Source organism: Sulfitobacter sp. F26204 (genome assembly GCF_026410305.1).
Lineage (GTDB): Bacteria > Pseudomonadota > Alphaproteobacteria > Rhodobacterales > Rhodobacteraceae > Sulfitobacter.
This window is the reverse complement of the sequence record NZ_JAPMLQ010000008.1, coordinates 76,129-96,148: the sequence shown is the minus strand read 5'-3', so window position 1 is coordinate 96,148 and position 20,020 is coordinate 76,129. Positions and strand designations below refer to the sequence as shown.

Below are 20,020 nucleotides of genomic sequence, written 5' to 3'. Positions count from 1 at the left end.
GTTGGTTTTTTGATGGGCAGCGGTGTTTTAGGAAGCGGACGCCTGTGCTTTTGCGATCATCGCGCGCAGATCATGTTTGTATTGTTCGGGAAAGGGACATTGCGTCAGACCCAGCAGGATCGGCGCAACATACTCATCGGTCGGCACCCATGGCTTGTACGCGCCGGGGATTGTGTAGGTGGTGGATTGCACCTTCTTGCCGTTTTCATCTTCAAGTGTGACGGGAAGATGTACCCATTGTTCTTCTGCCACATGCGCGGCGGCGTCGAGTGCAGCCATGGCTTCGTCAGACAGTTCGTATTGGATACCATGTGTCACGGCACCCTTTTGGGGTAACAACATACAGCCGGCAGTGTTCGGGTTGCTGCAATTGCCAAAACCCATAACGTAGTCGTCCAGCCTCATGTAGCCAACATTACGGGCACCGGGCGCGACCTTGCGCATCGATTCCTCAACCAGCAGGGTTCCATAAGCAAAATAGTGCATTCTTCTCTCCAATCGTCAGGTTGTAGTCCGCGCACGAAGTTCGCATCGCGGGGGTCAGTGTTAAGTGGTTTCGGATTGCACAGCGGTCCCCCAGACGTTCGGGTCGCTTGCGCGGCGGGCGAATTCGTCCGCCTGTTCCCAGTGGTGGCAGCGCACTGAATGACCGTTGTCCAGCGGTGTTGCAGGCGGGACTTGACCGTGGCAGAGCGCACTGGCCAGCGGGCAGCGGGGCGCAAAACGGCACCCCTCTAGTTTATCGAACAGATTCGGGGGGCTGCCTGGAATGGCAATCGGTTCTTTCGTTGAACCAAGCACCGAGACCGCGTTGAGCAAGCCAATGGTGTAAGGATGGCGGGGTCGACGCACGATATCATGGGTCTCGCCAGTTTCGACGATCATGCCGGCATACATCACGCAGATGCGCCCACAGTTTTCAACCACAAGTGCAATATCATGCGTTACCAAAATCATCGAAAACCCGCGTTCGATCTGTAGCGCGCGCAATCGGGTAAAAATCTGGTCTTGCACGATCACGTCCAATGCGGTTGTCGGCTCATCCGCAATAATCACCTTCGGTTCCAGCGCCAGCGCCATGGCGATCACCGCGCGTTGCCGCATTCCTCCGGAAAACTGATGTGGATAATCATGGGCCCGTTCAGGTGACACCCCGACCATCTCGAAAAGTTTGGCGACCAGCGCCTTCCCATCGGCCTTGGAAATTTCGCGGTGCGCACGGACGGCCTCAATGATCTGTGCATCAATCCGCTTTACCGGATTGAGCGCGTTCAACGCGCTTTGGGTAATCATCGAGATTTCCGCCCAACGTGTCTTGCGCCGTGCGTCCTCGCTCAATTTCAAAAGGTCGGTAGAGCCCAGATGTATAGCCCCGCACGTGACTTCGCCATTGGGGGGAAGGACCCCCATGATGGTTTTCAGCAAGGTGCTCTTGCCGCAACCGGATTCCCCGACCAGTCCGATACGCTCACCCGCACTGATTGTCATGTCGATGTTGAAAAGCGCCTTTGCTGGGCCATTCGCAGTATGATAGACAACGTCCAGATTTCGCACGTCAATTACTGATGTCGTGTCGCTCATGGATCACATCCTCTCCTGAAGGCGGGGGTTGATGACTTCTTCATAGGCACGGCCCATGAAATAGACGGATGTGACCAAAACCATGATCGCAACGCCGGGGGGCACGACCCACCAAGGGGCCCGATACATCATCTGCGATGCGTAGGCGTCATAGATGATCGACCCCCAGCTAAAGACGTTCGGATCGCCAAAACCTAGAAAACCGATGCTGGCCTCGGTGATGATCGCCCAAGCGAGAGCGAAGGTGATTGATGTCACCGCCAGCGGCATGACGTTTGGCGCTATTTCACGGTACAGAATGTCAACGTCGCTGGCTCCGGTGGTGCGCGCCGAGGCAACAAACTGACGTTGGCGCAGCGACATAACCTCGGCTCTGACGATCCGTGCGGTGGACCGCCACATCACAAAGGTCATTGCCAGAATAATCGTCCAGATGTTCCGGTCAGTCAGTGACAATAGCACAATGATGAACGGCAGGAATGGCAGACCCAGCAGGATGTCAGTGATCCGCATCAAGATCGCGTCGATCCGCCCGCCGAAGTAACCTGCGATAAGGCCGAAGTTCAATCCGATCACAACTGTGCCAAGCGCAGTTAGCAACCCGACAAGCATCGCAGTCCGAGCGCCCCACAGCATTTGGCTGAACACATCGCGTCCCAACACGGTGGTTCCCAAAAGGTTGTCCCACGTCGGCGGCGACAGACGTAGCAGTTTGCCTGCGTCATCGTACAACCTGTCGCTCGGACTATAAGGTGCAATCCAAGGGCCGATCACCGCCAGCACGAGACATGCACCGAAAATACTTAGGCTGATACGGCCACTGGTTGATTTCCAGGTAATCCGTAGGAACGTCATAAGTGTGTTCATTGTACTGCCTTATTCATTGACGATACGAGGATCGAGAAGGGTGTAGAGCAGGTCTGCAATTAGAGTTCCCGCGACCGTCAAGACGGCGATTAGCAAGAATGCCGCCTGTACCACGGGATAATCCGAGCGCCCCACCGCCTCCACCATCAGCAAGCCAAGGCCTGGCCATGAAAATACCGTTTCAATGACAACCGACCCTGCGACAGCCCAGCCCAACGTCATCGGTAAAGTTGTCGCCAGCGGGAGTAGAGAATTGCGCATCGCGTGGTGATACAGAACCCGTCGATCGGTCAGGCCCTTCATCTTGGCCAACTCGATATAGTCCTCGCCCACTGTGGCCAGAATAGATGACCGCATCAGCAGGAAGGGAAAACAGAACTGGTACAGCGTGTTAACCATGAACGGGAGGGCCAGATGGTGCAGGAAATCGGCAGAAAAATACATGCGCCAGTTTTCTTCGGGGAACATGCCCGGTGATACGATATGACCGATTGGAAACAGGTCCAGCCGGATTGAAAAAAACAGGATTGCAAGCATCGACAGCCAGAATACTGGTGCGCTTTGTAGCGATGTGGACAAAAACACCAAAACCGTTTCGATCTTGGAGCCGCGACGCCAGCCGACAATAGCGCCGACCAGTGCACCAAGCCCGTAAGCTGCGATCATTGATGGAAAGACCAGTAGAATTGTGTTGAGCAAGCGGCCACTGATCTCGTCTGCGACGGGACGTCCGGTATGGAACGACAGGCCGAAATCAAATACCGCGAGATTTTTAAGATATACAAAATACTGTTCCCACAAAGGCTTATCCAAGCCGAACTGGATGCGTAGCGTTTCCTGAGCCTTGGGGTAGAGCGCCGGACTGATAACCGTTGCCATCGGATCACCGGGTAGCATACGGAACATGAAGAACATCAGCGTCAGCATGGTGAGGAGCGTTAAAACAGTTTGCCACAGCCGACGAAACCAGAATGCGCTCATGTCAAATCCTCTTGTTTTGCTTCAAGATCAAACGCGAAATGACAGGCTGCGCCGTGTTCGCGTTGTGTCGCGTCTTGGGGGGCCACGCGGGCACAGACGGGCTGCGCGATGGGACAGCGAGGATGGAAACGGCAGCCGCCCGACAGGTTAACGGCATCGGGAATTGCCCCTTTGATTTGTGCGGTTTTACGGCGGAATTCAGGATCGATGGACGGCGTCGAAGCCAGTAACGCCTTGGTGTAGGGATGCTGCGGGTTGCGGATCACCTCTTGCGTCGGACCGTGCTCGACGATCCGTCCCAGATACATTACCGCCAGCGTGTCACAGATCGATCCCGCCGAAGACAGATCATGGGTAATATAGATCATCGCCAGTCCACGCTCGCGTACCAGCCGTTTCAATAGTTGGATGATGCCCCATTTGATTGAAACATCGAGCATCGAAATCGGCTCGTCTGCGATCAGCAACTCAGGCTCCAATACTATGGCGCGCGCGATGCAGACCCTCTGGCGTTGGCCGCCGCTAAGCTGATGCGGAAATTTCTCCAGATAATCATCGGCGGGTGAAAGGCCCGCTTCCTCCAAGGCCGTAATGGCCAGTTTGCGTTTTTCCTGTGGGCTTGCCGCGTTGCGCTGGTAGATGAGTGGACGCGTCACGATCTCACCTATCCTCTGCTGTGGATTCAGTGAGCCGTAGGGATCTTGAAATACCATCTGCACGCGCCGGTGAAACGCGCGTCTGTCTTGTTTCTTGAGGGCAAGCGCGTTGGATTCTCCGAAATAGACGTTACCCTGCGTCGGCGTTTCCAACCCGACCAACAGACGTGCCAGTGTTGATTTGCCACAGCCACTTTCACCGACAAGACCCATCACCTTGCCCGGTTCAACGGCAAAGCTGACACCATCAACGGCGCGCAGGCGCGGTGCCTTCTGCCGCCGTATCGCCGCAGTGAAAGATTGAGGCAGGACAAAATGTTTTGAAAGATCTTCAACATTTATCATCGTAACAAGCTCCTGCTGCTGCGGGACCCGCAAACGCAGAATCCATTGATGTGGCGACGCTAGGACATACCGGAATGTTTTGGAAATTCTCATTCTTGTGCCATACATTCCGAAACGGAATGATTGATGAGGATTCCATGCGCCGTACACTGCCGTCCACAATATCGCTTGCTTGCTTTGAGGCGACGTTCAGACATCGCAACGTGACTCGCGCTGCAGAAGAGTTGAACATGACCCAAAGCGCAGTGAGCCGTCGTTTGATGGAGCTTGAGAGCAGGCTTGGTAAGTCATTGTTTCGGCGTGTGAAAAAGAAACTTGTGCCAGAGGCGAGCGCGATTCAATACGCTAAGGACCTAGGCAGGATTCTGGGTGAATTAGAGGCCGCGACGACGCAGTTTATTGCGCAGGGGAAGGAAAGTGGGTTGCTGACCGTAGCGGTGCCGCCGACACTTGCGTCGCGTTGGCTGATACCTCGACTGAATGATTTCATTGTGCGTCACCATCTGATTGACCTCAATCTGGTGTCCAAGATCAAACGGTTCGATTTCGATTCCGAAGACATTGATGTGGCGGTGCATCTGGGTGATGGCAAGTGGCCCGGCGTTCATATGCAACCTTTGATGGATGATTACGTCGTGCCGGTGTGTGCACCTGATTTATTAGAAGGCAGGCAGCTCAATAGTGCTGCGGATTTATTACAGTATTCCCTGATTCAGCATGCAACACGGCCGCTTTTATGGACCAATTGGTTTGCCAGCCAAGGTGTGGAAAACGCGAAAGCGGTCGCAGGTCCGAAGTTTGAATTTTATTCACATGCTATTCAGGCTGCGACCAGTGGAATTGGGATTGCTCTTATGTCGGATCTTGTCGTGAGCAAGGAGATTGAAGAAGGCAGCCTGATCGTGCCATTCGGCACGCCGAAAAAATTTGAGGATGGCTACTACTTTGCTTATCCTCATAGCATGGTAAACAACGTTAATGCGCAGACATTTGGATTTTGGCTGCAACAGCAATGCGCAAACTATGTGGCCAGCAATCGGGCTGACTGTGGATGATTTGCAGGAAGTCGTTCTTGCCTTCGTCCAGGTGCCAGTTTTTGATTGCTCTGATCGTCTTTATGCCGTGCAAAGTTGCCTTTGTAGTTCGCAAAGATCGAAAACTTTGCCAGTAGTGCCACGTGCCACCTACCCGGATTTAGGGACTTTAATTGAGTGGCTGAACAGCTGCTTGCATGGCCTAAAGAAAACCCTTCACGACAAGAATCGCAAAATGCGGCCCGTGATACATCAGTCCCAAGCAGACAAGGCTGCGGCCAGGCTATTCTTTAGGGTGACAAGACCCGCGAAACATGGCCAGTAAAAAGGACAATGGGACAGGGGCTCACGAAAGTCGCAAACGATCGCGCGCCTGTAGGACCGGAAAGGCATACTCCCCCAGAAAGGTCTTGATCGCCTGAAAGGGCACTGGATGGGCGGGACCAATCGGCAGCGGAAGCTCAGCCTCGGGTTTCTTGCCGGCGAGAAAATGCGCCATTTCGCGCCCCAGGGTATTGGTCAGGACCAGCCCTCGGCTGGAAAACCCGAGGACAGCAAATACATTGTCATCCAATCGCTCGATTGCTGGCACAGAGGATTCGGTCAGGGCGCAATACCCCTCCCAATATTGCGTCGTTTCGATGCCTTTGAGGCTTGGAAAGATCTCTTCGATAAAACGGTTCGAGTGCCGAACGCCATAGCTCCGCTTTCCGGGGATGTTAAAGACCGCGCCGCCGGTCAGAATGCGGTTGTCCACATCCAGACGGATAAACCCGCCGCCTTTGCGCAAATCCGTGAAGGTCTGGCGCATGGGCATTACCGCCGCCTGTTCTTCTGGGGTTAGCGGGCGTGTGAAGGTTTGGAACAGTCGGATGGGAATCACAGATTGCTTCATATGGGGGAACAATCCGGGCGTGTAACCGTTGGTGGCAAAGACAACCTGTTTCGCGCGAAAGCTGCCAGCGGGGGTTTCGACAATCTGGACGCCGCCATCCTTGTGCATTTTGGTCACTGGCGTCTGTTCCATCAGCACCACCCCTTGGGCCAGCGCAACCCGTGCAAGCCCCTGGCCGAGGGCATAGGGATTGACGGCACCTCCGGTGCGGCCATACCAGCCGCCGATATACCCCTTGGCGCCGGTGCGTTCGCTGATTTCGTCCCCGGCCAGCCATTGCACTTCAACGCCATTGGCCTTCCAGCTTTCATAGACCCGTTCGATCCGGCGCAGTGATTTCTGGGAATGGGCTGGCTGAATCCAGCCGTTTTGCTCGGCGTCACAAAGGATCTGATGTTCGCGGATTTCCTCAAACAGCCATTCGGTTCCTCCGGCCACGAGATCGGTAAACTTGCGGGAGCGTGGCTTGCCGATCTGGGCGTCCACATCTTCAACGGTCATGCCGCCGGGAAAATGAGGCACAGCGATACCTGCATTGCGCCCCGAGGCACCACATCCGACTTTGCCCGCTTCGAGCAGAAGAACGGACAGGTTTTCGCGCGCGGCGAAACGGGCAATTGAGAGTCCGCAGAAACCGCCCCCCACAACGACGAGATCAAAATCGCCAGCACCGGAATAGGGTGTATTCTGGAACGATTCTTTGCTGGTCTGGACCCACTGCACGCCGTGCATGGAGGCGTCAATTCGTTTCATCTAGTCTACTTTCTGTATCCGGCGTGAATGGATCGCACCTGCATCGGGCGCTATCGAATAATCCCTTTTCCTTGGGGTATGTGGCAGAAGAGGAGCCGTGCAAGGCGCGGGGAGGTAAGGACCATTGAGCGGCTGTTGAAACCTTATTGGCCGTTAAGTACCCTGTCAATAATTTCAAATAGAATTTCTTTTACAATATTGATCAGGAATTCATTTGCTTTGCATAGGGCAGGTTGCTGCGTGGGTGAGCGCAACCGTCCCGGAGATCAGCCAGGATTTAAACGGTTCTGACAAACCCGTGTCAGACCCTGTAGAACAAATGATGCCCACCCCGCGCCCACGGGCGAAGGTGGGCAGCAGATCAGATATCGAAAGACACCCCTTGTGCCAAAGGCAGTTCGGTGGAGTAGTTGATGGTGTTGGTGGCGCGGCGCATATAACCTTTCCATGCGTCCGAGCCGCTTTCACGTCCGCCGCCGGTTTCTTTCTCGCCGCCAAACGCGCCGCCGATTTCCGCACCGGATGTTGCGATATTGACGTTGGCGATGCCACAGTCCGACCCCGCCGCGTTAATAAAGAACTCGGCTTCGCGCATATCCGTTGTGAAGATGCAGGATGAAAGGCCGGCACCAACAGCGTTATGCTGTGTGATGGCGTTGTCCAGATCCTCGTATTTCATTACATACAGAATGGGTGCAAAGGTTTCTTCACAAACCACGCCGGTCTGTTCGGGCATCTCGACCAAGGCGGGGCGCGCGTAGAATCCGCCTTCCGCGTCCGTGATCGTCACACGTTCCCCGCCTGTCACCTTGCCACCCAACTCGCGGGCCGCATCAAGCGCCCTTTGCATCCCGTCAAAGGCATCCTCGTCGATCAGCGGGCCAACCAAAGCGTTACTGTCCAAGGGATTGCCGACCGAGACACTTTCATAGGCATTGCGAAGCGCGGGAACCAGCCGATCATAAATCGAGCTGTGCACAAATAGACGGCGCAGGGTGGTGCACCGTTGTCCGGCGGTGCCCATAGCGCCAAAGGCCACACCGCGCAGGGTCATATCAAGATCGGCACTTGGTGCGACGATCCCGCCGTTATTACCGCCCAGTTCCAAGATTGATCGGCCGAAACGTTCTGCCACCTTGGGCCCAACAATCCGGCCCATACGGGTTGAACCGGTTGCGGAAATCAGGGCAACCTTGCGATGTTCAACCAAAGCTGCGCCCAGATCACCTTTGCCGTTGATCAGCGTGACAAGCCCTTCGGGGGCATCGCCGAACCTTTCCAGCGCACGTGCGAGAATTGCCATGGAACCCATCGCTGTCAGGGGTGACTTTTCCGAAGGTTTCCAAATGACCGGATTGCCGCATACGAGCGCGAGCGCGGTATTCCATGACCAGACCGCCACCGGAAAGTTGAAGGCAGAGATCACGCCAACTACTCCCAAGGGGTGCCATTGTTCCATCATCCGGTGTCCCGGGCGCTCTGTTGCGATGGTCAAACCGTAAAGCTGGCGCGACAAGCCGACTGCGAAATCACAGATGTCGATCATCTCCTGAACTTCGCCGAGCCCTTCGGAGATGGATTTGCCCGCTTCGATAGACACCAACATCCCCAGATCCTCTTTGGAGCGGCGCAACTCTTCCCCGAGCAGGCGGATCAGCTCACCCCGGCGCGGAGCGGGGACTGCGCGCCAGTGTTCAAAAGCCGTCTGCGCCTTTGCAACGATGCTGTCGACCTGCGCCACTTCAGTCATCGGCACAGACGCAATTGTTTCACCTGTTACCGGAGAGTCCACCTTTAACTCGCCTGTTGTCCAATCCGCCTTGTTTACACCCAGTTTTTCCAAAGTGCTTTTAGTCAGTGCTTTTACATTCATCGCAAACCTCATTTCGTTGCCCAGTGTTCTGGTGCCCCTGAAAGGCCCCTTTCGGTGTAAAATGCCCGAAAGTTAGTGAATAAAAAAACATTCAAAACGAATGATTGCATTCGCAATCCGCATCAATCAATCGGCACTGACACAGCTCTTCATCCATGTGACAAATTTTGTAACATGGGCGCTTTCCGTTTTTGCGGGTGTAACCAGATAGTAATTGTTTCCGGTGGTAATCGTCATGTCGTCCAGCAGCACAAGGCTGCCGTCGGCCCGTTCCTGTTCGATAAGATAGGTGGGCAAAAGCGCGGCCCCGAGGGATGCGACTGCGCCAGCAATTACAAGAGTGAACTGATCGAAATACTGCCCCGCCCCGACGCGCCTGTCCGTCACACCTGCCTTGGCAAAGAACTCTTCCCAGATTGTCGGGCGGGTTTCCAGATGCAGCAATGGCACCTGAGCAAGATCGGCTATAGACTGGAGTCCGTAGCGTGCCTTGAATCCGGGTGAGGCCACGGCGACCATGGTTTCCGAGCACAACCGTTGCATGTCGGTGCCGGGCCAGTCTTCACGACCGAAATGCACCGCTAGATCAAAGCTCTCTCGGCTCATGTCAAAAGGTTCCAGCCGTGTGGCAAAGCTGATCTCGATCCCTTTGTGCAGGGCGGTAAACTCGCTCAGTCGCGGGATCAGCCAGCGGCTGGCAAAGGCAGGCAGCGTTGCAACACGAATGGCCGCCCCCGCTGCCCCTGCAGAAATGGCGCGCAGCACGGTTTGCCGGATGTTTTCCAGATCCACCGAGAGATCATCGGCAAGATTGCGTCCCGCCCGTGTCAGTACAACTCTTCGGCCGACCCTGCGGAACAGGGCCGTGCCAATAATATCCTCAAGCTCTTTGACCTGTCGGCTGACCGCGCTTTGCGTCAGGTGCAATTCTTCTGCGGCGAGCGTGAAACTTTCGTGCCGCGCGGCGCATTCAAAGCTGCGCAAAACCGCGTTTGATGGCAGATAGCGGCGTTGCGCTTTTTGCGCCGCGCTATGCTGGGTGAGGGAATCCATCTGTGTTGCGGCCATTTCCCGGCTCCTATCATTCGTAAAACTCATCGAACAGTGCTTTATGAATGATATTTATAGCCGGATGTTTCCTATAGACCACAGCAAAATCCGTGTCGTCACAAGGGAGTGCGAACATGAAGTATGTCGCCCAGCATCAAACTTTCCAGCGCGCTGATCGAATTGCGTCAATTGCGGTTTCGGAGATCGTACAGATTTCCGAAGCAGCGGCCCAGTTACGCGCTGAAGGCAAGGATGTGCTGAGCCTTGCCACGGGCGAGCCGGATTTCCTGACACCCGCACATATTTGCGAGGCAGCGACAGCGGCGATGGTTGCGGGTCAAACTCGTTACCCGCCCACCGCCGGAACCGCTGCGCTGCGCGATGCGATTGCACTGAAAGCCGGGGTGACGCGGGCCAATGTGATCATTTCAACGGGTGCGAAACAGGTTCTGTCCAACCTGTTTCTTGCCGCCCTGAACGACGGGGACGAAGTAATCTGCCCCGCACCCTATTGGACCAGCTACCGTGACATCGTGGGCTTCGCTGGGGGTTTTGTTGTCGAAGTGGCCTGCAGCGGCGAAAAGGGTTTTAAGCTGACCCCTGAGCAACTGGAGCAGGCAATTACACCCAAGACCCGGTGGCTGTTGTTGAATTCTCCGTCCAATCCTTCCGGCGCGATGTATTCCCACGCGGAACTGGAGGCATTGGGCGCAGTGTTGCGGCGCCATCCCCATGTTTGGCTAGCTTCTGATGAAATCTACCAGCACATTTCTTATAAACCTTTCACTTCGGTCACTGATGCGCTGCCCGATCTGGATGATCGCACGTTAGTGATTAACGGCGTGTCCAAGGCCTATTCCATGACAGGCTGGCGGATCGGCTGGGCAATCGGCCCCCGCGCTGTGATCGAAGCGATGCAAGATGTGCAGGGGCAAAGTACGTCTGGTGCCTGCTCGATTTCCCAAGCAGCCGCCCTTGCCGCGGTGTCGGGGAATCAGGATTTGTTGGTGGAACGCGCCGCTGTTTTCCAGGACCGCCGGGACAGGGTCGTGCGCGCCATCAATGAAGACCCGTTGCTAAGCTGCGCCTGTCCCGACGGGGCCTTTTATGTCTTTGCCTCTTGCGAAAAGGCGCTGGGGAAGCGCAGCCCTGGGGGGACCGTCCTTGAATCGGACAGCGATTTTTGCCGTTTTGTGCTTGAAAGCGAAGGTCTGGCGCTGGTTCCGGGAAGTGCATTTTCCATGCCGGGTCACTTCCGGCTGTCATATGCTTATTCGGATGCCGAGTTGGCCGATGGTATCGCCCGCCTGCGCAGCGCCACGGCCAAACTTGTCTAATAGGGAAGAGCGAACAAATGGATCGCGCACAAATCGTTCATGAAAATTTCCTGTCGCGGGTTGCTGCCAATGATCTACCACCGGGCAAGCCGCCTACGGAAACTCTTTCCCATAGCCACGCGGTGTCACTTTTTCGCACCCAATGCCTCAGCCGCGCCCTCGATCTGACCAGCCGTGCCATGCAAAAGGCCGGTCAGGGTTTTTATACCATCGGTTCATCGGGGCATGAGGGCATGGCGGCCGTGGCCGCGGCGCTGCGTCCCAACGATATGGCTTTCCTGCACTACCGCGATGCGGCTTTCCAGTTGGCCCGTGCGGAACAGGTTCCCGGTCAATCTGCGCTTTGGGATATGTTGCTGTCATTTGCCTGTTCCAGCGAAGACCCGATTTCAGGGGGTCGTCACAAGGTGTTGGGGTCGCGACGATTGATGATTCCGCCTCAAACCTCGACGATTGCCAGCCACTTGCCCAAGGCGGTTGGCGCTGCCTATAGCGTCGGGCTGTCACGGCGCCATCCCACGCCTCACCAGGTGTTGACAGAAGATGCGATCGTGATGTGTTCGTTCGGCGATGCCTCAGCCAATCATTCCACCGCGCAAGGCGCGTTCAATGCGGCGGGTTGGGCCTCATATCAATCCAGCCCGCTGCCGTTGCTTTTTGTCTGCGAGGACAACGGCATAGGCATCTCGACACGCACCCCAAAGGGCTGGATCGCCGCTGGTTTTCAGAATCGTCCGGGGTTGAAGTATTTTGAGGGCGATGCGCTCGACCTTTATGATGCCTATGCTGCTGCGGGCCGTGCTGCGGAATATGTCCGCAAAAGGCGCAAGCCGGCATTCCTGCATCTGCGGACCTTGCGGCTTTATGGTCACGCCGGTGCCGATATGCCAACCACCTATATGTCCCGCCGCGCTATAGAGGCCGAAGAAGCAAACGATCCGCTTTTGCACAGTGTGCGCCTATTGGCAGAGGCGGGTGCACTTACCACTGCGGCAGCCCTTGAAATCTACAAAGCCACCCAAGAGCGGGTGGAACGGGTCGCGGCAGAGGTGGTGAAACGGCCCCATCTGCGCACTGCTTCCGAGGTCATGGCCTCGATCATCCCGCCAAAACGCGCCTATCCCGCCAGTAATGGACCGGACGCGACGACCCGCGCCGCCACTTTCGGCAGCGAAATGGCCGCGATGGAAAAACCGCAACCCATGTCGCGCCTGATCAATTGGGCCTTGACCGATCTGATGCTGGAACACGGTGAAATCATCTGTTGCGGAGAGGACATCGGTCGCAAAGGGGGCGTTTATGGTGTGACCCAACGGCTTCTGCAGCGTTTCGGCGAAGATCGTATGATTGACACGCTTCTTGACGAACAATCCATCCTCGGCCTTGCTATTGGTATGGGACAGAACGGTTTTCTTCCCATTCCCGAAATCCAGTTTCTGGCCTACCTGCATAATGCCGAGGATCAAATCCGGGGTGAAGCGGCGACGTTGCCCTTCTTTTCAAACGGCCAGTTCACCAATCCGATGGTGTTGCGCATTGCGGGGCTTGGTTACCAGAAGGGGTTTGGGGGCCATTTTCACAATGACAATTCCATCGCCGTTTTGCGCGATATTCCCGGCGTTATCATCGCTTGCCCGTCACGGGGAGATGAAGCCGCCATGATGCTGCGCGAATCTGTCCGTCTGGCCCGTGAAGAACAACGGGTCGTGGTGTTTCTGGAGCCAATCGCGCTTTATCCCATGCGGGATCTGGAAAAGGAAGGCGACGGCTCTTGGATGCGTATTTATCCCGCGGCGGACCGGCGGATCTCTCTTTGCGAGATCGACCAGCACGGCGCTGGCAGGGATCTGGCAATTGTTACCTATGGCAACGGTTATTATCTTTCCCGCAAGGCCGAAGCCGCCATACGCGCCAGCGGCATTGATCTGCGCATCATTGATTTGCGCTGGCTCGCGCCCCTCCCCGAGGCCGCGCTTCTGGTCGCAACCAAAGGCTGCAAGAATATCCTGATTGTCGATGAATGTCGGCGTACAGGCGGTCAGGCCGAAGCGCTTATGACATTTTTCAGTGAAGCCGATTACACGCAGATAGCCCGCGTCACGGCCGAAGACAGTTTTATCGCCACTGGGCCGGCCTATGGTGCAACTCTGCCAGATGAAGCGCGGATTATTGACGCCGCATGCAAGCTTGTCCAATGAAGCGCGTTGTCGTCATTTGCCCGGGCCGTGGCACCTATAACAAGCCTGAACTTGGCAGCCTGGCCCGTCTGCATCCCGACAAAGGTGCCCTTTTCGAAGGGTTTGACAAGATACGTCTTGCTGAGGGTCAGGAAAGCCTTGCCGCGCTGGACGGAGCGGCGCGCTACAGTATCGCCAAACACACGCGCGGTGACAATGCAGCGGCGCTGATTTACGCGGCAAGCTATGCGGATTTCCGTTCTCTCGTGGATGTGGAGGTCGTGGCGGTCACGGGCAATTCGATGGGGTGGTATTCTACACTGGCCTGCGCGGGAGCGCTTGATGCGGATCAGGGATTCCGGCTGGTCAACACAATGGGCCAGTTGATGCAGGACAGCCTTGTCGGGGGCCAGTTGGTCTATCCGATCTGCGGGGATGACTGGCGGATTGATGCGGCCCGACGAACCGAAGTCATGGAACTGCTCCACCAGATCAACGCGATGCCCGAACATCAACTGGCCTTGTCTATTGATCTTGGCGGGATGTTGGTTCTTGCGGGAAATGATACGGGTCTTGATGCTTTTGCCGCCAAAGCCAAGCCTTTGGATCGCTTTCCCATGCGTCTTGCAAACCACGCAGCCTTTCATACCGTCTTGCAAGAGCCGGTGTCCCGAATAGCAAAGCGCCGCTTTGATCCTTCCATGTTTGCCCAACCTGATGTGGCAATGATCGACGGGCGCGGCGGGATCTTGTGGCCCCATGCCACAGACCCCGACGCGCTTTTTGACTACACGCTTGGGCGTCAGGTGGTTGAATCCTATGACTTCACCCGCGCCATCAGGGTTGCAGCGCAGGAATTCGCGCCCGACATGTTTGTGGTTCTGGGGCCCGGTACAACATTGGGCGGGGCGGTCGCTCAATCGTTGATCGCTGCCAACTGGGGCGGGATGGACAGCAAGGATAGCTTTCAACGGTTACAGGCCGATGCACCCCTGTTGATCTCCATGGGAAGGGACGACCAACGCGATTGGGTCACCACCGACCCGAGTTAATCGTCAAGCACAAAGACATAGGGTCTGGGGAAAGAGCAGGGAAACGACGGAAAAATATGGCGCGAAGCGGACGCAAAGCAACCGAAACCTTGGCAAGCAGCGGTGTGGCACAGCCCGTGACCGCAGGCGGGCAAATTCGCTTTTCGCGTTTGCGGCTCAATTTGAAAACCCGGTCATCACCTCGGCAAAACAGAATTTTGGAGTTAGTTCATGGCACATCATTGGCAGCAGGTTTTGCAAGAAGAATGGGGCATTGAAGCAACATTAAAGCCGCTTGATGGCGAATATGACCTGAACTTTCTTGCGCTCGGGTCGCGGGATTATGTGCTTAAGGTCATGCGGGTCGGCTGCGACACGGATTTCATTGAAATGCAATGCCGTGCATTGGACCATATCGCGCGTAATGCGCCCGAAGTTTGTGTTCCCAAAGTGATCAAAACCCTGAAGGGGAAGCTGTTCATTACGGTGCCGGACGAAATTGGCGATGCACGGCAGGTCTGGTTGCTTGAAAAGCTGGAGGGCCGAACCTACGCTGATTTCAAACCCCAATCACCCGCGCTGTTGGCGGATGTGGGCCGGTCGGTCGGGGCCATGGACCGGGCTTTGGCGGATTATACCCATCCGGCATTGTCACGCGATTTCAAATGGAATTTGGGGCAGGGGGGCTGGATTTGCGATCAACTGGACGTGATCCGCGACGCCGGGCAACGGGCGATGATCGCAGATATTGCTGCACAATTTGCCAAAATAGAACCTGCATTGAATGCACTGCCCCGCGTTGCGATCCATAATGATGTAAACGATTATAATATCATCGTGGCAGGATTGTTGACGCAGACGCCCCATGTCACCGGGCTTATTGATCTGGGGGATATGTGCGCCAGCCCACGAATCTGTGATCTGGCCATAACCTGCGCCTATATGGTTCTGGGGCAGGAAAATCCCGAACAGGTCTTGGCAGAGGTGGTTGCGGGATACCATGAAAGCTACCCTTTGACCGCCGCCGAGGTGGATCTGATCTGGCCGCTGCTGCGCATGCGTCTGGCGGTGAGTGTGGTGAACTCCAGCCTGATGGCGCTGGAAAATCCGGATGATCCCTATGTGGTGATTTCGCAGAAACCCGCATGGGCCCTTTTGCAAAATGACCGGGTAAATGCCGGATTGATCAACGCACGGCTTCGCGCGGCTTGCGGCTTGCCTGTGACAGATGCAGCTCCACGAATTCTGGATTGGCTGAAGCAACAGCGAGGCAGTTTTTCCCATGTGTTCGGTATGGATCTGAAGGATGCACCCATGGTCTCTCTGTCGGTTGAAAAGGCCGTCTGCCCGCGAAACCCGTTTGAAATCTCGCGGGCAGAAGCGGCATCGCTCGGGCAGGATATGGAGAGTGGTGCAGATGTCTGGCTTGGATATTACAACGAACCTCGGCTGATCTACACCGCTCCTGCCTTTCGGCGCGGCCGCTGGAGGGCGTCCAACCGGCGGACCGTGCATCTGGCGATCGATGTTTTCGCCGCTGCACAAACCGAATTGCATGCGCCCCTGAAGGGTGTGGTGCATATGGTCGAAAACCGCACCGATCATCTGGATTACGGCGGCGTGGTGATCCTGCGCCATGAAACCCCCGCAGGCGATGCCTTTTTTACGCTTTATGGCCATCTGAACCCGGATGTTTGCGAAGAATTGCACGTGGGCCAGACCATTGAGGCAGGACAGGTCTTTGCCCGTCTGGGTGATGTTTCCCAATCCGGCGGCTGGGCACCCCATGTGCATTTACAACTGGCACTTTCGATTGAGGGCATGGGCCAGGATTGGCCCGGCGTGGCCGATCCCGATGAAATGTATCTCTGGCGTGCCCTTTGCCCGAATCCGGCAGCGCTGTTGAACCTGCAAGACACAGGCACCGGTTTTGCGGTCAGCGAGAAAACAGCGGTTCTGGCGGATCGTAACCGGCTTTTCGGTCAAAACCTGAAGCTGAGTTACGATGATCCGGTGATGCTGGTTCGCGGCTGGCGGCATCATATGTTCGACGAATGGGGCCGCCCCTATCTGGACGCCTATAACAACGTGCCCCATGTAGGCCATGCCCATCCCCGCATCCAGGCGGTGGCGGCGGACCAGCTGCGCCGAATGAATTCGAACACCCGCTATCTGCATCCGGCTCAGGTGGTCTTTGCCCAGAAGATTACGTCAAAACTGCCGGAGTCTCTGTCTGTTTGCTTTTTCGTTAACTCGGGGTCCGAAGCAAATGAATTGGCCCTTCGTTTGGCCCGCGCTGCAACGGGCGGCCATGATATGATTACGCCGGATCACGGCTATCATGGCAACACAACGGGTGCGATTGATCTGTCGGCCTATAAATTCAACGCCAAGGGCGGTGTCGGGCCGTCTGAGTGGGTGCACCTGATCGAAGTGGCGGATGATTATCGTGGGCGCCACCGGCGAGACGATGCAGGTCGCGCCGAGAAATACGCCGCGCAGATTGATGATGCGCTGGCACGGATCTCCGCAAGGAATGGTAAGTTGGCCGGGTTTATTGCGGAAACCTTTCCCAGTGTCGGCGGGCAGATCATCCCCCCAGCAGGGTATCTGGCCAAGGTCTACGAACGTATCCGCGCAGCAGGCGGCATCTGTATTGCAGATGAGGTTCAGACCGGTCTTGGCCGTTTGGGTGACTATTATTTTGGCTTTGAACAACAACAGGCCCTACCCGATGTCGTGGTGCTGGGCAAACCGATCGGGAACGGGCACCCGCTGGGAGTCGTGGTGACAACCCCGAAGATTGCAGAGGCTTTTGCCCAGGGGCCGGAATATTTTTCAACCTTTGGCGGGTCGACCCTATCCTGTCGTATCGGGAAAGAGGTTCTGGATATTGTGGATGATGAAGGGCTGATGGAAAATGCGCGCCTGATGGGGACTTCGCTGCGAGAGGGGCTTCTTCAACTTGCCCAAAAACATTCCTTGGTCGGGGATGTCAGGGGCTTTGGATTATTCATCGGAGTCGATTTGGTGCAAGACCGCGAAAGCCGTTTGCCCGCCACCCAAGTAGCCGATTATGTCAAGAACAGAATGCGCGACCTTCGTATCCTTATCGGCTGCGAGGGACCGGCTGACAACATCCTGAAAATCCGTCCGCCTTTGACGGTGGATGAGGAGGGCGTTGAAATGATTTTGGCAGGTCTCGACCAAACACTTCAGGAAGCGGCGTGTTTACTTTCGATGGGGTCTCCAGATCAGTGTTCTGGTGCGAACGGAGCGCGTTAGCAGGGATGTCAGGATCCGCGTGCGTCGCGGTCTTTTCGTGGAAACATTGATGTAAAACACAGACTTGGATGTGAAATAATAGTGCCCGTCGCCCTTGGTTTTCCAGCGCAAGGCCTTGGCTCGACCACCTGAGAACAGATCTGAAATCGCATCGTATCCCATCAGTGGCTTACGCCCGAAACTGATGTCTGTGCCAGGTTCCGCGCGTTGGTGCCGGCTATGAATATTGGTAAATGAAAGCTGTAGAATTAAATAAAATATATAAATATAATTTTATTTATAATTTGACATGCAAGTTTTGAGTTTGTAGCTTTTCCTTAACGCCTCGCCAAAGAAAGGCCGTTCAATTTCAGACAGACAGACTCCGATCATACTCAGGATCTGCTTCGTGTTCCCAAACGCAAAAATTGCGCCGGAAAAGGCGCAACCATGGAGGAAAAATGAAACATTCAATCCGCAAGTCCTTACTTGCCTGCGTCGCCGCTCTTGGCCTTGGCATCCCGCTTCACGCCGCCGAAATGGGAGGGTCGTTCAATTTCGTGGCTCCATACGACGGCAGCATCCTTACTTTGGACCCTCATAGAACCAGCAAGCAGCAGGATCTTTTGGTCGCAAACAATATTTTCCGCAGTCTCTATATGTGGAGCGTGGAAGACCAACGCCCGATGCCCGAGCTTGCAAAGCATGTAGAGGTTTCCGAGGACGGGCTGACCTATACCTATACGCTGAAAGACGGGATGAAATTCCACAACGGTCGCGAGATGGTTGCCAGTGATATTGCCTATTCCTACGAACGTATGCTGACGATGGACCCTGTCAGCCCCAATTCGGGTCATATTCAGGTGATTCAGGGGGGCAGCGAACTTCAGAACGGGGAAGCCGATAGTCTGACCGGAGTTAAGGTGATTGACGACAAAACCTTTTCGATCACTCTGACCGAACGGATTGATCCCGCCTATCAGTTTTTCCGGCCGGGCACCGCAATCGTGCCTAAAGAAGAAGTGGAACGTCTGGGTGATCAATTCGGCCTGACCCCGGTTGGAAGCGGCCCCTTTGTCTTTAAGGAGTGGGTCAAAGGCAGCGAAGTCACGTTAACGCGAAATCCCGACTATTATGAACAAGGCAAACCCTATCTGGATTCGGTCGTTTTCAAGATCATGCAGGAAGGCACTTCTCGTGATATTGCATTCAGGTCCAAAGAGCTGGATGCGATCATCGTCGAAGCACCCCAATATCAAAGTTACAAGAACGATCCGGACTATGCGGACAACCTGATCGAAGTCGCCGAAATGTTCACGCGATTGATCGTCTGGAATCCCGATTACGAGCCACTGGCAAATCGCAAGGTGCGTCAGGCAATCAGCTATGCGATTGACGAGAAAACCATCAATAGCCGTTTCTTGAAAGGCAAAGCCTATGATCCCGTGGGATGGCTGCCCGAATCCTCGGAGGCGTTTGACAAGAACGCAACCGGATTTGGCTATGATCTGGAAAAAGCCAAGGCGCTGATGGCCGAGGCCGGATATGAGGAGGGGTTTGAAATCACCATTTCGGGAACCGCAAACGGGTCATACGGGGTGGCCGTTGCCGAAGTCATTGGTCAATATCTGAGCAAGATCAACATCTCTGTCAAAATCCAGCAGTTGGAAGGTGGCATTCTTTACGACAATATGATTGCCGGAGATTATCAAGGTATCATCTGGTCTTTCGGTGCCGGACCAGAGCCATTGGCCGCGCTCAAACGCTGGCATTCGACCACACAGAACACCTCTGGCAACTATCCTCATTACAACAATCCGGAATATGATGCGCTGCTTGATCAGGCGCTTGAAGAATCCGATCCGGCAGCGCGTGTGGAATTGCTGAAGAAGGCCGATGCGGTTTTCCGCGATGATGCGGCGGTCTGGATTTTCAACTACAACAAGGCAGTTCTTGCCGCGCAGCCGTGGACTCATGGTCTGAAACCCGTTGCCATCGAGATCATGTATCAGGATCTCGCGGATGTCTGGGTGGATTCGACCTCGCCTCGCGCACCAAAATAAGCCCACAGCGATATGGTGGCACATGACATGTGCTACCATAGTCCCGACAGGCGGGTTTTCAGCAGAACAGCTTCTTGAGTTATTCTCTGATTGCTGACCTTTTGATGCTTCTT

14 protein-coding genes are annotated in these 20,020 nt (G+C 55.4%); 6 read left to right on the top strand and 8 right to left on the bottom strand.

Annotated elements, in window-relative coordinates; all coding sequences use genetic code 11:
• Positions 1–27: 27 nt before the first annotated feature.
• Genes OS190_RS17115 through OS190_RS17095 form a run of 5 tightly spaced genes read right to left on the bottom strand, consistent with a single transcriptional unit; the run spans position 28 to position 4,430 of the window.
• Entirely contained in the window at positions 28–486 is a 459-nt protein-coding gene (locus OS190_RS17115; protein WP_267159945.1) for a gamma-glutamylcyclotransferase family protein, read from the bottom strand.
• 60 nt (positions 487–546) lie between these two features.
• The gene (locus tag OS190_RS17110; RefSeq protein WP_267159944.1) at positions 547–1,581 is read right to left on the bottom strand and encodes an ABC transporter ATP-binding protein; all 1,035 of its coding nucleotides are present in this window, start codon (positions 1,579–1,581) and stop codon (positions 547–549) included.
• Positions 1,582–1,584: 3 nt separating this feature from the next.
• Positions 1,585–2,448: an ABC transporter permease gene (locus OS190_RS17105; RefSeq protein WP_267159943.1), complete on the bottom strand. Its 864-nt coding sequence runs from the start codon at positions 2,446–2,448 to the stop codon at positions 1,585–1,587.
• Between the two features lie 9 nt (positions 2,449–2,457).
• Entirely contained in the window at positions 2,458–3,429 is a 972-nt protein-coding gene (locus OS190_RS17100) for an ABC transporter permease (RefSeq protein WP_267159942.1), read from the bottom strand.
• The gene (locus OS190_RS17095; protein ID WP_267159941.1) at positions 3,426–4,430 is read right to left on the bottom strand and encodes an ABC transporter ATP-binding protein; all 1,005 of its coding nucleotides are present in this window, start codon (positions 4,428–4,430) and stop codon (positions 3,426–3,428) included. The genes OS190_RS17100 and OS190_RS17095 overlap by 4 nt, the downstream gene beginning before the upstream one ends.
• 137 nt (positions 4,431–4,567) lie before the next feature.
• Between OS190_RS17095 and OS190_RS17090 the strand changes: the two genes are divergently transcribed.
• A complete protein-coding gene (locus OS190_RS17090; RefSeq protein ID WP_267159940.1) occupies positions 4,568–5,485 on the top strand; it encodes a LysR substrate-binding domain-containing protein in 918 nt (305 codons plus the stop codon).
• A 325-nt stretch (positions 5,486–5,810) separates the two neighbouring features.
• On the opposite strand, the gene OS190_RS17085 is transcribed toward OS190_RS17090, so the two are convergent.
• From OS190_RS17085 to OS190_RS17075, 3 genes are all read right to left on the bottom strand, one after another.
• Positions 5,811–7,112, bottom strand: a complete 1,302-nt coding sequence (locus OS190_RS17085) for an NAD(P)/FAD-dependent oxidoreductase (protein WP_267159939.1) — start codon at positions 7,110–7,112, stop codon at positions 5,811–5,813.
• Positions 7,113–7,473: 361 nt separating this feature from the next.
• Positions 7,474–8,985 carry an L-piperidine-6-carboxylate dehydrogenase gene (gene amaB / locus OS190_RS17080; protein ID WP_267159938.1) on the bottom strand — a complete coding sequence of 504 codons (1,512 nt, stop codon included), beginning with the start codon at positions 8,983–8,985 and terminating at the stop codon, positions 7,474–7,476.
• Positions 8,986–9,111: 126 nt separating this feature from the next.
• A complete protein-coding gene (locus tag OS190_RS17075) occupies positions 9,112–10,053 on the bottom strand; it encodes a LysR family transcriptional regulator (RefSeq protein ID WP_267159937.1) in 942 nt (313 codons plus the stop codon).
• 116 nt (positions 10,054–10,169) lie between these two features.
• On the opposite strand from OS190_RS17075, the gene OS190_RS17070 reads away from it, so the two are divergent.
• The 5 genes from OS190_RS17070 to OS190_RS17050 all read left to right on the top strand — a co-directional run bounded on the left by OS190_RS17070 (position 10,170) and on the right by OS190_RS17050 (position 19,907).
• Positions 10,170–11,372 carry a pyridoxal phosphate-dependent aminotransferase gene (locus OS190_RS17070; RefSeq protein WP_267159936.1) on the top strand — a complete coding sequence of 401 codons (1,203 nt, stop codon included), beginning with the start codon at positions 10,170–10,172 and terminating at the stop codon, positions 11,370–11,372.
• Between the two features lie 17 nt (positions 11,373–11,389).
• Positions 11,390–13,570 (top strand): thiamine pyrophosphate-dependent enzyme, encoded by a 2,181-nt coding sequence (locus OS190_RS17065; protein WP_267159935.1) that lies wholly within the window; start codon positions 11,390–11,392, stop codon positions 13,568–13,570.
• Positions 13,567–14,601, top strand: a complete 1,035-nt coding sequence (locus OS190_RS17060; protein WP_267159934.1) for an ACP S-malonyltransferase — start codon at positions 13,567–13,569, stop codon at positions 14,599–14,601. Before OS190_RS17065 ends, OS190_RS17060 begins: the two co-directional genes overlap by 4 nt.
• Positions 14,602–14,811: 210 nt before the next feature.
• Entirely contained in the window at positions 14,812–17,865 is a 3,054-nt protein-coding gene (locus tag OS190_RS17055; RefSeq protein ID WP_267159933.1) for an aminotransferase class III-fold pyridoxal phosphate-dependent enzyme, read from the top strand.
• Between the two features lie 440 nt (positions 17,866–18,305).
• Complete coding sequence (locus OS190_RS17050) at positions 18,306–19,907, top strand: ABC transporter substrate-binding protein (RefSeq protein WP_267159932.1); 1,602 nt, start codon at positions 18,306–18,308, stop codon at positions 19,905–19,907.
• Positions 19,908–20,020: the final 113 nt, after the last annotated feature.

Excerpts from the sequence above, each read along its gene's own strand:
- OS190_RS17110 (WP_267159944.1), bottom strand. The coding sequence starts at position 1,581 with ATGAGCGACACGACATCAGTAATTGACGTGCGAAATCTGGACGTTGTC.
- OS190_RS17055 (WP_267159933.1), top strand. The coding sequence starts at position 14,812 with ATGGCACATCATTGGCAGCAGGTTTTGCAAGAAGAATGGGGCATTGAA.
- OS190_RS17090 (WP_267159940.1), top strand. The coding sequence starts at position 4,568 with ATGCGCCGTACACTGCCGTCCACAATATCGCTTGCTTGCTTTGAGGCG.
- OS190_RS17095 (WP_267159941.1), bottom strand. The coding sequence starts at position 4,430 with ATGATAAATGTTGAAGATCTTTCAAAACATTTTGTCCTGCCTCAATCT.
- OS190_RS17115 (WP_267159945.1), bottom strand. The coding sequence starts at position 486 with ATGCACTATTTTGCTTATGGAACCCTGCTGGTTGAGGAATCGATGCGC.
- amaB (WP_267159938.1), bottom strand. The coding sequence starts at position 8,985 with ATGAATGTAAAAGCACTGACTAAAAGCACTTTGGAAAAACTGGGTGTA.
- OS190_RS17070 (WP_267159936.1), top strand. The coding sequence starts at position 10,170 with ATGAAGTATGTCGCCCAGCATCAAACTTTCCAGCGCGCTGATCGAATT.
- OS190_RS17065 (WP_267159935.1), top strand. The coding sequence starts at position 11,390 with ATGGATCGCGCACAAATCGTTCATGAAAATTTCCTGTCGCGGGTTGCT.
- OS190_RS17100 (WP_267159942.1), bottom strand. The coding sequence starts at position 3,429 with ATGAGCGCATTCTGGTTTCGTCGGCTGTGGCAAACTGTTTTAACGCTC.
- OS190_RS17060 (WP_267159934.1), top strand. The coding sequence starts at position 13,567 with ATGAAGCGCGTTGTCGTCATTTGCCCGGGCCGTGGCACCTATAACAAG.
- OS190_RS17050 (WP_267159932.1), top strand. The coding sequence starts at position 18,306 with ATGAAACATTCAATCCGCAAGTCCTTACTTGCCTGCGTCGCCGCTCTT.
- OS190_RS17085 (WP_267159939.1), bottom strand. The coding sequence starts at position 7,112 with ATGAAACGAATTGACGCCTCCATGCACGGCGTGCAGTGGGTCCAGACC.
- OS190_RS17105 (WP_267159943.1), bottom strand. The coding sequence starts at position 2,448 with ATGAACACACTTATGACGTTCCTACGGATTACCTGGAAATCAACCAGT.
- OS190_RS17075 (WP_267159937.1), bottom strand. The coding sequence starts at position 10,053 with ATGGCCGCAACACAGATGGATTCCCTCACCCAGCATAGCGCGGCGCAA.